This is a genomic window from Enterobacter sp. KBR-315C3_2022 (assembly GCF_041399425.1).
GTDB lineage: Bacteria > Pseudomonadota > Gammaproteobacteria > Enterobacterales > Enterobacteriaceae > Enterobacter.
Window position 1 is genome coordinate 85,566 of sequence record NZ_JBGKEB010000016.1, and the last position, 14,891, is coordinate 100,456.

13 protein-coding genes and 1 rRNA gene are annotated in these 14,891 nt (G+C 51.9%); 12 read left to right on the forward strand and 2 right to left on the reverse strand.

Going from position 1 to position 14,891, the window contains the following annotated elements:
• Positions 1-2 precede the first annotated feature (2 nt).
• The 8 genes from AB8804_RS16740 (at position 3) to AB8804_RS16775 (ending at position 8,132) form a co-directional block, all read left to right on the forward strand.
• Positions 3-1,682: a phage tail protein gene (locus AB8804_RS16740; protein ID WP_371188107.1), complete on the forward strand. Its 1,680-nt coding sequence runs from the start codon at positions 3-5 to the stop codon at positions 1,680-1,682.
• Positions 1,682-2,269 (forward strand): tail fiber assembly protein, encoded by a 588-nt coding sequence (locus AB8804_RS16745; RefSeq protein ID WP_371188109.1) that lies wholly within the window; start codon positions 1,682-1,684, stop codon positions 2,267-2,269. The genes AB8804_RS16740 and AB8804_RS16745 overlap by 1 nt, the downstream gene beginning before the upstream one ends.
• A complete protein-coding gene (locus tag AB8804_RS16750) occupies positions 2,259-2,984 on the forward strand; it encodes a hypothetical protein (RefSeq protein WP_371188111.1) in 726 nt (241 codons plus the stop codon). Before AB8804_RS16745 ends, AB8804_RS16750 begins: the two co-directional genes overlap by 11 nt.
• Positions 2,956-3,492 carry a hypothetical protein gene (locus AB8804_RS16755; RefSeq protein ID WP_371188113.1) on the forward strand — a complete coding sequence of 179 codons (537 nt, stop codon included), beginning with the start codon at positions 2,956-2,958 and terminating at the stop codon, positions 3,490-3,492. Before AB8804_RS16750 ends, AB8804_RS16755 begins: the two co-directional genes overlap by 29 nt.
• Before the next feature lie 2 nt (positions 3,493-3,494).
• Positions 3,495-5,174: a hypothetical protein gene (locus AB8804_RS16760; RefSeq protein ID WP_371188115.1), complete on the forward strand. Its 1,680-nt coding sequence runs from the start codon at positions 3,495-3,497 to the stop codon at positions 5,172-5,174.
• A gap of 109 nt (positions 5,175-5,283) precedes the next feature.
• Positions 5,284-5,733 carry a hypothetical protein gene (locus AB8804_RS16765; protein WP_371188117.1) on the forward strand — a complete coding sequence of 150 codons (450 nt, stop codon included), beginning with the start codon at positions 5,284-5,286 and terminating at the stop codon, positions 5,731-5,733.
• A 1,395-nt stretch (positions 5,734-7,128) separates the two neighbouring features.
• Positions 7,129-7,740, forward strand: a complete 612-nt coding sequence (locus AB8804_RS16770) for an iron-sulfur cluster assembly scaffold protein SufA (protein ID WP_086626656.1) — start codon at positions 7,129-7,131, stop codon at positions 7,738-7,740.
• Between the two features lie 11 nt (positions 7,741-7,751).
• Positions 7,752-8,132: a type II toxin-antitoxin system YafO family toxin gene (locus AB8804_RS16775; protein WP_086626657.1), complete on the forward strand. Its 381-nt coding sequence runs from the start codon at positions 7,752-7,754 to the stop codon at positions 8,130-8,132.
• Between the two features lie 138 nt (positions 8,133-8,270).
• On the opposite strand, the gene raiA is transcribed toward AB8804_RS16775, so the two are convergent.
• Positions 8,271-8,612 (reverse strand): ribosome-associated translation inhibitor RaiA, encoded by a 342-nt coding sequence (raiA, locus tag AB8804_RS16780; protein WP_112013036.1) that lies wholly within the window; start codon positions 8,610-8,612, stop codon positions 8,271-8,273.
• A 282-nt stretch (positions 8,613-8,894) separates the two neighbouring features.
• Positions 8,895-9,632: an outer membrane protein assembly factor BamD gene (bamD, locus tag AB8804_RS16785; RefSeq protein ID WP_232960953.1), complete on the reverse strand. Its 738-nt coding sequence runs from the start codon at positions 9,630-9,632 to the stop codon at positions 8,895-8,897.
• A gap of 131 nt (positions 9,633-9,763) precedes the next feature.
• On the opposite strand from bamD, the gene rluD reads away from it, so the two are divergent.
• From rluD to AB8804_RS16805, 4 genes are all read left to right on the forward strand, one after another.
• Entirely contained in the window at positions 9,764-10,744 is a 981-nt protein-coding gene (gene rluD / locus AB8804_RS16790) for a 23S rRNA pseudouridine(1911/1915/1917) synthase RluD (protein ID WP_371188120.1), read from the forward strand.
• Complete coding sequence (gene yfiH / locus AB8804_RS16795) at positions 10,741-11,472, forward strand: purine nucleoside phosphorylase YfiH (protein WP_371188122.1); 732 nt, start codon at positions 10,741-10,743, stop codon at positions 11,470-11,472. Before rluD ends, yfiH begins: the two co-directional genes overlap by 4 nt.
• Before the next feature lie 129 nt (positions 11,473-11,601).
• Positions 11,602-14,175, forward strand: coding sequence for an ATP-dependent chaperone ClpB (gene clpB / locus AB8804_RS16800; protein WP_371188124.1), 2,574 nt, complete (start codon positions 11,602-11,604; stop codon positions 14,173-14,175).
• A 424-nt stretch (positions 14,176-14,599) separates the two neighbouring features.
• A 16S ribosomal RNA gene (locus AB8804_RS16805) occupies positions 14,600-14,891 on the forward strand; the annotation flags it as partial.

Below are 14,891 nucleotides of genomic sequence, written 5' to 3' on the forward strand. Positions count from 1 at the left end.
TTATGTCACAGACTGCTATCACGCTGGTATTTGAGCAGTGGGAAGCACAACAGGCGTCAACGGGGGAGCCGGTGCTGCTCGATGAGTTCGTTTTCGCCCTGGTGCCGGGGCTTGACCCTGATTCACCTGTCGATCGCAATGAAACTTTGCCGCCGGCTGCGCAGATTGTATGCCGCGAACCCGTTACCCGCAAAGGGGTGGTGAATGAAAATGCGGTTGTACACTCGGTTGTACTGGGTGCCGATGTTGGGGATTTTTCCTTTAACTGGATTGGGCTGATTAACAAGGCCAGCGGCACGCTGGCGATGATTGTTCATGCACCTGAACAGCAGAAGCTAAAAACGAAGGAGGGACAGCAGGGCAACGTCCTGACACGTTCGTTTCTGATGGAGTTCACTGGCGCGCAAACTGAAACAGCAATTAATACGCCGGCTGAAACATGGCAGATTGATTTCACCGCACGTATGGCCGGTATGGATGAGCGCCAGCGCCTTGAAAATATCGATGTTTACGGCGCTGCGGCGTTCTTTAATGACGGATATCTGGTTGCCAAAAAGGGGACGCAATATTTTGTGACCGCTGGCACGGGGTACGTTCGTGGCCTGCGCGCGCATCTTGCTGAAAACCAAAATATCACGCTAAAAGCCGGGGCGACTAAGATATGGCTGGACGTGGCATGGTCGGGAACCCTCACCAGCGTATGGAGTGTGGCAAGTAAAATCACGTTGGCTGAGAGTATGGAAGACTACGTGCAGAACGGTGTTCAGCACTACGTTTTTGCCGTAGCAAGGATTGATGAAAATGGCGTAATTACTGATCTGCGGCCTGTGGCACAGTCTATTCCAGATTTGGGCAGCAAGTTTTTACAGCGCTCGTTAAATCTGAGTGATCTTGATTCGAAGCAAGAAGCGCGCGAGGCGCTGGAGTTGAAAGGCGGCGCGCTTCTGGATGTTGGAATGTCTGCCGGAACGGTTGCTGCGGGTGATGACCCGCGATTTTATCCTGTGGGCGCACCTATACCGTGGCCGTCAGATGTAACTCCAGCCGGCCATGCAATTATGCAGGGGCAGTCATTCGACAAGGCTGCTTATCCTTTACTGGCCATTGCGTATCCGTCAGGCGTTATACCTGATATGCGCAGCTGGACGATCAAGGGTAAGCCAGCGTCTGGGCGTAACGTTCTGTCCTATGAGCAGGACGGCAACAAGTCACACGCCCACACGGCCACGGCAGCGGCAACTGACCTCGGTACAAAAACGACCACATCCACTGACCTTGGAACAAAGGCTACAACAAACACGGATTTGGGCACGAAAACATCCTCATCGTTTGATTATGGGACAAAAACAACCAGTTCGGCCGGTGCTCACACCCATACATTTCAGAAGATGAGTCTGCCTGGTTATCAGGGGCGAAAAGGGTCTGCGGGTACTTATTACGAGCTGGACAGCTACAGCAACGTCAATACCAGTTCAGCCGGTGCGCATACGCATACCGTTGCTATCGGAGCGCATACGCACACCGTAGCCATAGGAGCGCATAGTCATTCCGTCGTCATGGGGGCGCACGCCCATTCTGTCGTTCTGGGATCGCACACTCACAACATTACTGTTTCTGCGGCAGGTAATGCAGAAACGACCGTTAAAAACATTGCATTCAACTATTTAGTGAGACTTGCCTGATGGAATTTGAAATGTATGAAGAGGCCCGGACCATCCGGGTTTATAACCTGCGCGCAGACACGCGTGAATTTATTGGGGAGGGTGATGCATATATTCCCCCTTTCACCGGTCTGCCTGCTGACTGCACCAGCATCGCGCCGCCAAAAACGCCGAAAGGAAAAGTCGCTGTGTTTTCTGACGAAGCACAGTCATGGTCTTTGGTTGAAGATCATCGCGGCGAAACGGTTTACAGCACCGAAACCGGCGAAAGTTTTTTAATTCTTGAGTTGGGGCCCTTGCCAGACCTCTTTACGAAAAAAACACCTGCCGGTGAGTTTCAAAAATGGAACGGCAAAGCCTGGGTCAAAGATGTTGAAGCCGAACAATCTGCGATGCAAGAGGCCGCGATAAGTACAAAAGCTTCACTACTTGCCAGGGCTGGCGAGCAGATTTCATTACTTCAGGATGCGATCGATCTCGGAATGGCAACAGAAAAAGAATCCAGCCAGCTGACCGAATGGAAAAAATATCGTGTCCTTCTGAATCGTATTGAAGTCACCGGTAACGATGAAATTATCTGGCCGGAGGAGCCTGACAATGTGGCGTGAGGCCAGAATTGCATTTACTGATTCGGTGGCGGCGCTGAATTGTACCGTTATTCCAGCGCATCCGTGGATTTACGGGCTGGGGCAGCAGACAGAAAACGGGGCTTATCTTAGCCCTGTTAATGCGATTACATACATGGTTGATAAGCTGGCAGGCATGGGAGGGACGGCTGATATCGTGATCATGATGGTGGCTGGCCAGACGCACAGCAGCTTTATGGACGGACTGAATCAACTGGCCGATGTTTTTCCGCTGCCAGCGTTCGTCCAGGTTAAGCGCCTTGCCCAGTCAGCGGTGGAGCTGGCGGCAGAGAAAATGCAGATACCAGCGAAATACAGTCCTGAACTGGGTGCGGCAATCCCTCTGTCCGTTCCAACGAATCGCATGGCTCTGGCTGCTGCTGCCGTGAAAAAGGCACAGGAAGAGGCCGCTGCGGCTGTAGATATGGATGAACTCAAAAAGCAGTTGACCGAGTTCGCACAGCTGCGTGATGGGGTGCTGGGTGATATTGCCAGTGGGCTGGAAGAATTGCAGGGAAAAAGTGCAAAAGCATGGGTATTTACGGCGAGAGGCGATCTGACCGCTACCTTGTTGGAGCTGGTAAAAGGAATACCGCTTCAGTCTTCGGTCTATACGGCCGCGATGATGCTTATTGGCGATAATCTTGATGGCATAAAAGGGATGATACATGACATCGACACCGACTCTGGCGCTTAACGGTGAGGCGATTCTGCTGAAAAACATGCGGGTAACTGTTACGCAGCAGTTTCAGGACAAAGACCAGTCTGGCCAGACCAGCGCAACTACAAAATCCGAACAGGGCGCGAAGGGTAAGGAGCTGCGCATTACCGGCGAGGTGCCTTTTAAAAACAAGGCTGTGTTGCGGCGTATTTTCGAGCTGGCCAGCGCTACAGATGCCTGTGGCAAGCGGCAGAAATACCGCGTTGCGCATGATGTGGCAAGGTCGGTTAACTTCCGTGAAGCAACTTTCACCGGCACGCTGGATGCTCCACAACAGGACGGGAAAATGTCCTGGCTTGTAACGTTTACCCTGGCTGAACATATCAGCGTTCAGGAGAAGCGGGAGGCGAGAGCGACGGGTAAGACAACTGCTAAAAAGCAGGGGGGAGGGCAGGCCGGAAGCCAGTCTGCGGCAGAAGATGATGAAAAAATGACGTGGTTCGAACGTAAAATTTTGAAGCCTGTTAATGATGCGCTGGGGTAAAGATGAAGCCGATTAAACGCCTGTACCTTTCTACAGATGAGGTTCATCTGGCTGATGCCAGTCTGGTGCTGGAGTTGAACCGCTGCGGCCGGGGCTTTATCACTGCGGAAACCGCTCAGGACTATACGGGCAAAGTGGTGCGTCTCGATGTCGGTTACACCGATCTCCTTTTACGCTGGTTTACGGGATACGTGGAGCGCTCACAGCCAGCGGATAACGGATTCCAGCGGCTGTTTGTTCGTGAACTGGTTGGCGTGTTTGAGCGCCTATGGCTATGTTCACTTCAGCATCCGACATTGCGCAGCGTAGCCAGCTGGCTGGAAGAGAACAGCGGCATCACTGTGCTGGTGCCTGATGCTGATTATGCCGACAAACCAATCCCCCATTTTACCCATAGCGGTAGCGGGTATCAGCTGCTTGATAACCTGGGCAAAGCCTTTGGTATTACAGATTACATCTGGTATCAGCTGCCGGATGGCGGGTTGTATGTCGGAGGGGCGGAAAAATCACTCTTTTCCGGAAAGCCAGTCGAAATTCCTGCCGAGTTTAGCCAGGGCGCGGCGGCAGGGAATTGTATGACGCTGCCTGTTATTCAGAGCCTGCGGCCGGGAGTAGAGATGAACGGCGAGCGTATTACGCGTGTCCACCTAACAAACGACACGATCGCAGTCACATGGACACCGCGCAATAAGGCCACTGGCCAGCCACTGCAAAAAACGCCTGTACAGCGCCAGATTGAGAGCCATTATCCGGAGCTGGCATCCGGGCTGCACCTGCCAAAATTCGCGCGGGTCATCGCGCCCACCGAAGCCGTAAAGAGTGGTAATTTTGCCGATCCGTTCCGGCCGCGCTATGCCGTGGACGTGCAGCTACTTGACGCTGACGGAAACCCGGATAAAGGTACGCCCGTTTATTCAGCCGTCCCGCTGCCGGTTCCGATGGCCGGAAATGATTCCGGGATGTTCCAGTTTCCGCCTGAAGGGACGCTGGTTGAAATAGGGTTTACGGGGGGGCGGCCTGATAAACCATTTGTGCGTCAGACGCTGCCTGACGGTACCAGCCTTCCGGATATTAAGCCTGGTGAACAGCTCCAGCAGCAGCGTGCTGAAGTGTCGCAGCGAGTGACACAGGCCGGCGACTGGGTACGGCAGACGGATCAGGTTATCAGCGAAACATCGATGGCGCGAATCGTGACGGCGGACACCGAAAGCCGTGAGCTGGTGAGCCGGGAAACGACCATTAAGGCCACGGATAAGACCAGCGTTATCGGCACGTCCACGCTGATGGCCGGAGCCATTCAGCAGGTCAGCACAGGTAAGTTTAGCCAAGCGATTCAGGGTAGCCGGCTGGCCACTGTCGGCGGCAGTGATGAAATGGCCGTGACCGAAGATGCCACCGTTACGATCGGCAAGAACCTGACGGAGCAGATTGGCCAGATTCGGAAAAGCGTCGCGGCCATACAGCAGCAGATTATCGCGCCGGTTGTATGGATCGGTTCCGACAGCATTAACGTGGCGCAGCTGATGCTGGATACGCTTGACGTGGTTAAGCAGTTGGCAGAACTGACGGCCAGCCACACGCACAGCAATACCGGCACGCCGACAAACGCCGGCGATATCCGCAGCGCCGGCGCAAAAGCTGACACCCTGAACGGTAAATACTCCCCCGTAATCGGCAAGTAATTTGTTGATTGCATGATGGTTGATAGCGGGTACCTCAGGTTATAATGCGCGTATTAAATGAACATATTCGGGGCGCTAAACCGCTTCCGAAATTGGCGGAGAAGGGAATATGATTACACTGGAAGATATGCAGGTGGCGCTGGCAAAGGCGCATGCTGAGAAAGTTGAAGTGCAGGCACGTTTAAGGATGGCTGCTGCTGAGTTGGTCGATAGCTATCGTGAGTCACTGGGGGTTTCGACGGAACAGGGTAAAGCAATTGTGTCTACCGGTGTTGAGAAATATTCTGATTTCGTCAGTATGCCTGTTGCCATGATGGAGATTGGTACAAACCGAACGTTGGAGTTCTGTTTGTCAACGACCATTCAGGATTTGAGGGTGTCTAAGTTTGTAATCTCTGTTTCTATCAGTATGCGTGAAAAAGATGAGTTTATTAGTGTCAGAATCGAGAACGATACCGTACCTATCCTTGTGCTTAGGGACGGCGTGGAAGCACGATTCTCCGAGGCCGTTGAAGCAATCAAACAGGCTGTTATCCGTAGCATTGAACGTCTCGCCTGATATCAGGCTCTTTACTAAGCAAGCCCGCTCATCGTAGCGGGTTTTTTATATCCCTCTCAAACGACCCAGAACGCTCTCAGCGCATCGCATCATTACATCCAGGTAAACACTTTCCTGCAATCAGCGCAGCGGCGCATAACTGCGCCTGTGAATCCTGAGCGTGACGAAATAAAGACGGAAGTGACGAAAACGGCGCTACACCGCACCCGCCTGCGGTTTTCGTGTTGAAAATGATTTCAGTTTTTCCGGTGGTACAAAACACCCCGGCAGACCGCTCCAGCGCTGAGGCTTTGACGTCCGATCCCAAACTGAAATGTGTGAAACAGATTTCAGAGATTTCAGTTTTTGGACAATGGCCAGCTGGTCGCCTCATAAGTGAAAGCCCCGCGCCATGCGGTGTCAGGTGTGATTACGTAACTTTTTACGTAACGGTCGGAGCGGGATCTCGTTAGTGTTTAAAAACAGAGAGCCGCAGCTGGCGCGGGTTTGCGGGGAACCGCCCGAACTGGCGCAACTGAAATACTTTGCACAGCTCCGCCCGCGCCCATCCCTGCGCACACATACCGCTATCAGCGACCAAATCAGTAACAGAAAGAGATACAAATTTACCAACAAATCAGGGTGATTTCTGACCAATTCCGACATTTCCAAAAATTGAGGGGGGGCATCGGAAAACCGTCACAAACGTCACAAGATTTATAAATGCTCTGTATCTATATGAAATTTAATAATAAATAGGCATATCTATAACCATCACAAAAGCATCACATAAGCATCACAGTGTGACGGTCTCAAAACATCACAACTCTGTTTTATAAGTCACTGAATTTATTGTGTGTGACGGTTTGTGTTACGTTTTGTGATGGTTTGATCGTCACAAGATTTAGTCAATTAAATCATATGGTTGATGACTATTTTTAATGGCTGTGATGGTTGTGACGGTTTTCCGATGGCCGACTTAAATACAGGGCAGGGTTAAGCTCATGTTTATTGACATCCCGCGCCCTGATAGTTATTGATCGGCATGAGCGATCAATAAAGCGAAACTGATCGTCCTAAGTAATTGGAAATTAAACGGAGTGGGACATATGGTGAGCGCATTCCAGTAACCAGGTGATGATTATCAGATGAAACTTTTTGCAATGAAGCACTGCCAGGATTGCGGTCAGAAGCGTTCTTTAATTGAAAGATTGTTTGCGATTGATGACGAGCGCTGCGATCTATGCCACTTCCGCTTTGTCAGGTCGATACGTGAAAGAAGATAATCACGTTTGTATGCTGGCTCACGAATGTTTGAACGGTTGATGGATCTTTATACGGCGGGCGCTTTGAGGTATTCTTTAATAAGTATTTAAGGCTGTCTGTATCAGCAGCTTTGGTGTTACAGAGGTTAATATGGCCAAGCAATCAACTCACACAACTGTTGCAGCGTTCGCAGCGAGCCTTTTGGCTTCACTAGCGCCTGTGCCAGCACAAAGTACAACTTTGCCGGCAACGGCTGTTGAAGTTAGTGGTATGCACGGTGTAGCTGCGTCACTTACTTATAATTTACCGAGCGGACAGATTTTTCTGCCTCTCAATGAAGCCGCTGACTATCTTAACCAGCTCAATGAGCGTCAGAGATTTCTTTTGAATGCTGTCGTTCGCGACAGGCAGAGCAGAGGAAAGGGTCCATTGTTCGCGATCTCTTCGCGGATGAAGCGCCTTTGTTCTGATGGACTCAAAAATCATGAGCGCATTAAAGAAGCCATCCAGCTGGTGATGAAAGGGGATAATATTTATAAAACTTTCCCCGGCGATTTAGCGCGACAAGCTAAGTACAAAGCCGATCTTATGCGTTTTGGTCGTGCTCTTGCTCAGAGTGAGTTTCTTTACCGTGATATGTTGTCTTATATGGAACAAAGCGAGGCTCCTAAAAAGACTGTGCATTTAACTGACATGCCAGGGGACGAAGAAGTAAAAGCCTGGATTAAAGCAGAGCATAAAAAGCTTGGGCTTAATGCATAGGGGCTGTGTTGATGGTTTGCATTGTAAGCGTTCATGCTGACGTAGAAATGCCGGGTGTGGCCAGGAGTTATGCCAAAGCTTTTGAGAACTGGAAAAACTCAGGAGTATTACCGGATCGTTTTGGTAGTGAAGGTCAGTGGGAAGATAATTCAAGATTGTGCGATTCTTATGTTTACAAGCTCCACATTCGATTGCCCTCAGAGCCTGGATGGAAGAAGACCAAAGCACAGATTGACAGGCATTCAAACCATTATCTGGTCTTTTCGAGGCACTGGCTTGATTACGATAACATTCAGATTATCAGCATTATGAGTCCTAACGGCCATGAGAAGGCCAGAACCTCTTTCATGGCTGAACTGGAGAGAAGGGCCGAAGATTTTCAGAACAGCTAAACCCCGCATATGCGGGGTTTTTTATTGTGATGTGGTCGATATGTGGACATTGGTTGAAATAATTCCTTTTATTTCAATGTGCTACAAGGGAATTAAACGCGCCCGAAGGCGCGTTGGCGGTACACTCAATTTAAAGGATTACTCTTCTTCAACTTCTTCCGCGAAGCTGGCGTCTTTCACCGATGCTGCAGCGCGACGGGCTTCACCTTTGTGTTGCACTTTATTGAGCTGCCGTTCCAGCTTGTTGATCAAATCGTTGATAGCCGTATACATATCTTCATGTTTTGCGCTGGCGACCAGATGGCCGTTTGGAGTATTGATAGTTGCGTCAGCGATGAAACCCTGCGGCTCTTTGGACAGAATGATATGTGGGTTAATCAGATGAGTTTGCCATTTATCCAGTTTGGCGAGACGGTCTGCGACGTGCTGGCGAATTGCCGGAGTAATTTCCATTTGTTTACTGGTAATGTTCATTGTCATAAATTTTACCTCTTGTCTTTCCGTCTTGGTGATTCCAGCATACCTCTTCGAATGTCAAAATGTGTGATCTAAATCACGTATTTTTGTCACTTTTTGTCAACCGCATATTTTTGTGAGGAAGGGCATGAAGAGGCGATTTATACCTTGTCGAATGGTGCGTTTGGGGTCATAGTTGACGGGTTGTGTTGGCGCGATCTCACTCCAGTGCGACGATAAAATGGATACAAAAACGGCAGCCCGAGGGCTGCCGTTTTGCTTCTGTTCTTTTGCTGAACGTCAGTATCAGGTGTTGCTGCTGTTGGCCGCGATGATCTTCGCTACCTTGTCAGCCTGGGCGGTCATCTGCATCTGACGATAGGCGTTCTCCATCAGCTTCAGGCCATCGCGCGTTGCCTGAGTATCCGGGTAATCGCGCAGCATACCTTCTACACGGTTAACCACCGCAACCCACGCGCCGCGGCGGGTGTAGTATTCTGCGACCGAATATTCATATTTCGCCAGACGGTCTTTCAGGAAGACCAGACGTTTGGTGGCATCGGTGATGTACTGGCTGTTCGGATAGCCGCGAACCAGTTTGGAGAAGTCGTTGAATGCATCACGGGCGTGCTGAGGATCGCGGTCAGAACGATCGACGCCGAAGAAGCCCTGTAGCGCACTGTCATCCAGCGCCATATTAGTCAGGCCGCGCATGTACATGACATAATCGATGTTAGGATGAGTAGGATTCAGACGCATGAAGCGATCGATGGTCGCCTGAGCCAGCGGCAGATCGGCATTTTTATAGTAGGCGTAGATGAGATCTAACTGAACCTGCTGCGAATAGGGACCAAATGGATAGCGATTATCCAGCGCTTCCAGTTGCGTTATCGCCTGTTTCCAGTTACCGTCCTGCAGTTTTTGTTGTGCAGTCGCATAGATTTCATTCGGCGGATTGTCAGGGACCTGTTCATTTGAACCGGAGCAGCCCACCAAAGCCAGGCTCAACGTGGCCGCTGCCACCAGATATTTCATGCGCGTCATGACGTTTTGACTTTCCTCAAATGTTTGTCCGGGAGAATCTCAGTTCCTGCTCCCGATTAAGACCAGCTACAATAGCACACTATATTAAACGGCAAAGCCGTAAAACCCAACGTTAAACAAAGAAGCAGTTTATGGCACAACGAGTAGAACTCACCGCAACAGTCTCCGAAAATCAGCTAGGCCAACGCTTAGATCAGGCTTTGGCCGAATTGTTCCCTGATTATTCGCGTTCACGCATAAAAGAATGGATTTTAGACCAGCGCGTGCTGGTTAATGGCAAGATCTGGGACAAGCCAAAAGAGAAAGTGTTAGGTGGAGAAGCCGTCGCCATCAATGCTGAAATCGAAGAAGAAGTCCGCTTCGAGCCGCAGGATATCCCATTGAACATCGTCTATGAAGACGATGACATTCTGGTGATTAACAAGCCTCGCGACTTTGTCGTTCATCCGGGGGCGGGCAATCCAGACGGCACGGTGCTGAACGCGCTTCTCCATTATTATCCGCCGATTGCCGACGTTCCGCGCGCCGGTATCGTTCACCGTCTGGATAAAGACACCACCGGCCTGATGGTGGTGGCAAAAACCATTCCAGCCCAGACGCGCCTGGTGGAGTCGCTGCAGCTGCGCGAAATCACCCGTGAATATGAAGCGGTTGCGATTGGCCACATGACCTCGGGCGGTACGGTTGAAGAGCCGATCAGCCGTCACCCGACGAAGCGCACGCATATGTCCGTGCACCCAATGGGGAAACCGGCGGTTACGCACTATCGCATTATGGAGCATTTCCGTATCCATACGCGTCTGCGTCTGCGTCTTGAAACCGGGCGTACCCACCAGATCCGCGTTCACATGGCGCACATTACCCATCCGCTGGTGGGGGATCAGGTCTACGGCGGTCGTCCGCGTCCGCCAAAAGGCGCATCGGAGGAGTTCATCAGCGTTCTGCGTAAGTTCGATCGTCAGGCGCTGCATGCGACTATGCTGCGTCTTTACCACCCGATTAGCGGGATCCAGATGGAGTGGCACGCGCCGATTCCACAGGACATGGTGGATCTTATCGACGTCATGCGCGCTGACTTTGAAGAGCATAAGGATCAAGTGGACTGGTTATGACCAAGCTGATTGTCCCGGAGTGGCGGCTGCCGAAAGGCGTTGCGGCCTGCAGTTCAACCCGTGTCGGTGGCGTAAGCCAGGGGCCATGGGCGTCGCTGAACCTTGGCGCGCACTGCGGCGATAACCTTGAGCACGTTGAAGAGAACCGCAAGCGCCTGTTTGCTGCGGGGAATTTGCCCTCGAAACCGGTCTGGCTGGAGCAGGTGCACGGTAAGGACGTTCTGAAGTTAACAGGTGAACCTTACGCTTCAAAACGCGCCGATGCCTCTTACAGTAATACTCCGGGAACAGTGTGTGCCGTCATGACGGCCGATTGTCTGCCCGTTCTGTTTTGTAACCGGGCGGGTACAGAAGTCGCAGCTGCGCATGCGGGCTGGCGCGGCCTGTGTCAGGGCGTGCTGGAAGAGACCGTCGCCTGTTTCGAAGATGAACCTGCCAATATTCTTGCCTGGCTTGGCCCGGCAATTGGCCCACGCGCGTTTGAAGTCGGCCCGGAAGTTCGCGACGAGTTTATGGAGAAAGATCCGCAGGCGGTAGAGGCGTTTACGTCCGCGGGTGAAAAATATCTGGCCGATATTTATCAGCTTGCACGCCAGCGCCTCAATAATATCGGGGTGACGCAGATCTTCGGTGGCGATCGCTGTACCTTCACTGAAAAGGGTGATTTTTTCTCTTATCGCCGCGACAAGACGACCGGCCGTATGGCAAGTTTTATTTGGCTGATATAACCTAAAGAATCAAGACGATCCGGTACGTGCCGTTTTCTTTTCACATAATTCAGGTCATTAACCTTGAATAATTGAGGGATGACCTCATTTAATCTCCAGTAGCAAATTTGACCTGTTATGGGAGGAGTTATGCGTCTGGATCGTCTTACTAATAAATTCCAGCTTGCTCTCGCCGATGCCCAGTCTCTCGCACTGGGGCACGACAATCAGTTTATCGAACCTCTTCATTTAATGAGCGCCTTGCTGAATCAGGAAGGGGGTTCGGTACGTCCATTATTAACGTCTGCCGGTATTAATGCCGGGCAGTTACGCACGGCCATCGATCAGGCCCTGAGCCGTTTACCGCAGGTAGAAGGTACCGGCGGTGACGTCCAGCCGTCGCAGGATCTGGTGCGCGTCCTGAACCTTTGCGACAAGCTGGCGCAAAAACGTGGGGACAACTTTATTTCGTCAGAGCTGTTTGTTCTGGCGGCGCTTGAATCACGCGGTACCTTGACCGACCTGCTGAAGTCTGCCGGTGCGACCACCGCCAACGTGACCCAGGCGATTGAAAATATGCGCGGAGGTGAAAGCGTGAACGATCAGGGAGCCGAAGACCAACGTCAGGCTTTGAAGAAATTTACGGTCGATCTGACCGAGCGCGCCGAGCAGGGCAAACTGGACCCGGTGATTGGCCGTGATGAAGAGATTCGCCGCACCATTCAGGTATTGCAGCGCCGCACCAAAAATAACCCGGTGCTGATCGGTGAGCCTGGCGTCGGTAAAACCGCCATCGTCGAAGGGCTGGCGCAGCGTATTGTTAACGGCGAAGTGCCGGAAGGGCTGAAAGGCCGCCGCGTTCTGGCGCTGGATATGGGCGCGCTGGTGGCCGGGGCGAAATACCGCGGCGAGTTTGAAGAGCGTCTGAAAGGCGTGCTCAACGATTTGGCGAAACAGGAAGGCAACGTCATTCTGTTTATCGACGAGCTGCACACCATGGTTGGCGCGGGTAAAGCTGACGGCGCGATGGATGCCGGGAACATGCTGAAACCTGCCCTGGCGCGCGGTGAGCTTCACTGCGTTGGCGCAACCACGCTCGATGAATATCGTCAGTACATTGAAAAAGACGCTGCGCTTGAACGTCGCTTCCAGAAAGTGTTTGTTGCTGAGCCAAGCGTAGAAGATACCATCGCGATCCTGCGTGGTCTGAAAGAACGCTATGAGCTGCACCACCATGTGCAGATCACCGACCCGGCGATTGTTGCAGCAGCGACCCTTTCGCACCGTTATATTGCTGACCGTCAGCTGCCGGATAAGGCCATCGACCTGATCGATGAAGCGGCATCCAGCATTCGTATGCAGATCGACTCCAAGCCGGAAGAGCTGGACCGGCTCGACCGTCGTATTATTCAGCTCAAGCTGGAACAGCAGGCGCTGATGAAAGAGGCAGATGAAGCCAGTAAGAAACGCCTGGATATGCTTAACGAGGAGCTGGAAGATAAAGAGCGCCAGTACTCTGAGCTGGAAGAAGAGTGGAAAGCGGAAAAAGCATCGCTTTCTGGTACTCAGACGATCAAAGCCGAGCTTGAGCAGGCGAAAATCGCGATTGAACAAGCGCGTCGCGTTGGCGATCTGGCGCGGATGTCTGAGCTGCAGTACGGCAAAATTCCCGAGCTGGAAAAACAGCTCGAGGTTGCCACGCAGTCTGAAGGCAAAACGATGCGCCTGCTGCGTAATAAGGTGACGGACGCGGAGATTGCCGAAGTGCTCGCGCGCTGGACCGGGATCCCTGTAGCCCGCATGATGGAAGGCGAGCGTGAAAAACTGCTGCGCATGGAGCAGGATCTGCATAATCGCGTTATCGGTCAGAATGAGGCGGTCGAAGCGGTTTCTAATGCGATTCGCCGTAGCCGTGCGGGGCTTTCCGATCCAAACCGCCCGATTGGTTCGTTCCTGTTCCTTGGTCCTACCGGGGTGGGTAAAACCGAGCTTTGCAAAGCGCTGGCTAACTTTATGTTCGACAGCGACGACGCGATGGTCCGTATCGATATGTCCGAGTTTATGGAGAAACACTCCGTCTCGCGTCTGGTGGGCGCGCCTCCAGGATATGTCGGTTATGAAGAAGGCGGCTACCTGACTGAAGCAGTGCGCCGTCGTCCTTATTCCGTCATCCTGCTGGATGAGGTGGAAAAAGCGCACCCTGACGTATTTAACATTCTACTGCAGGTTCTGGACGATGGGCGTCTGACGGACGGGCAGGGGAGAACGGTCGACTTCCGCAATACGGTCGTCATTATGACCTCGAACCTGGGTTCTGATTTGATTCAGGAACGCTTCGGCGAACTGGACTACAGCCACATGAAAGATCTGGTGCTGGGTGTTGTCAGCCAGAGCTTCCGCCCTGAGTTCATCAACCGTATTGATGAAGTCGTGGTGTTCCATCCTCTGGGTGAGAAACACATTGCGTCGATTGCACAGATTCAGCTGCAGCGTTTGTATAAACGTCTGGAAGAGCGTGGGTATGAAATCCATATCTCCGATGAGGCGCTGAAGCTGCTCAGCGAGAATGGTTACGATCCGGTGTACGGCGCGCGTCCACTAAAACGCGCTATCCAGCAGCAGATCGAAAACCCGCTGGCTCAGCAAATCCTTTCTGGGGAGCTGATTCCAGGCAAAGTTATCCGTCTGGAAGCCAACAACGATCGCATTGTAGCAGTGCAGTAAGTCACAAAACGCAAAAACGGGCCGCTTGCGGCTCGTTTTTGTTTAAAAACCAGGCGAAAATGAAGGTCTGTTATCCCGATTGCCTGGAAAGTGAGCGGTTAGTAAATAATTTTCACTTTATTCTTGCGGCCGCGAAATAACTCCCTATAATGCGCCTCCACTGACACGGAACAACGGTTTACAGGCCGCCGGGTTAGCGGAGAAAAGCAAATTAAATGCTTGACTCTGAAGCGGGAAAGCGTAATATGCACACCCCGCGTCGCTGAGAAAACGAAGCGGCACTGCTCTTTAACAATTTATCAGACAATCTGTGTGGGCACTCAAAGTGACATGGATTCTTAACGTCCTCGGACGAAAAATGAATACCAAGTCTCTGAGTGAACACGTAATTCATTACGAAGTTTAATTCACGAGCATCAAACTTAAATTGAAGAGTTTGATCATGGCTCAGATTGAACGCTGGCGGCAGGCCTAACACATGCAAGTCGAGCGGTAGCACAGAGAGCTTGCTCTCGGGTGACGAGCGGCGGACGGGTGAGTAATGTCTGGGAAACTGCCTGATGGAGGGGGATAACTACTGGAAACGGTAGCTAATACCGCATAACGTCGCAAGACCAAAGAGGGGGACCTTCGGGCCTCTTGCCATCAGATGTGCCCAGATGGGATTAGCTAGTAGGTGGGGTAACGGCTCACCTAGGCGACGATCCCTAGCTGGT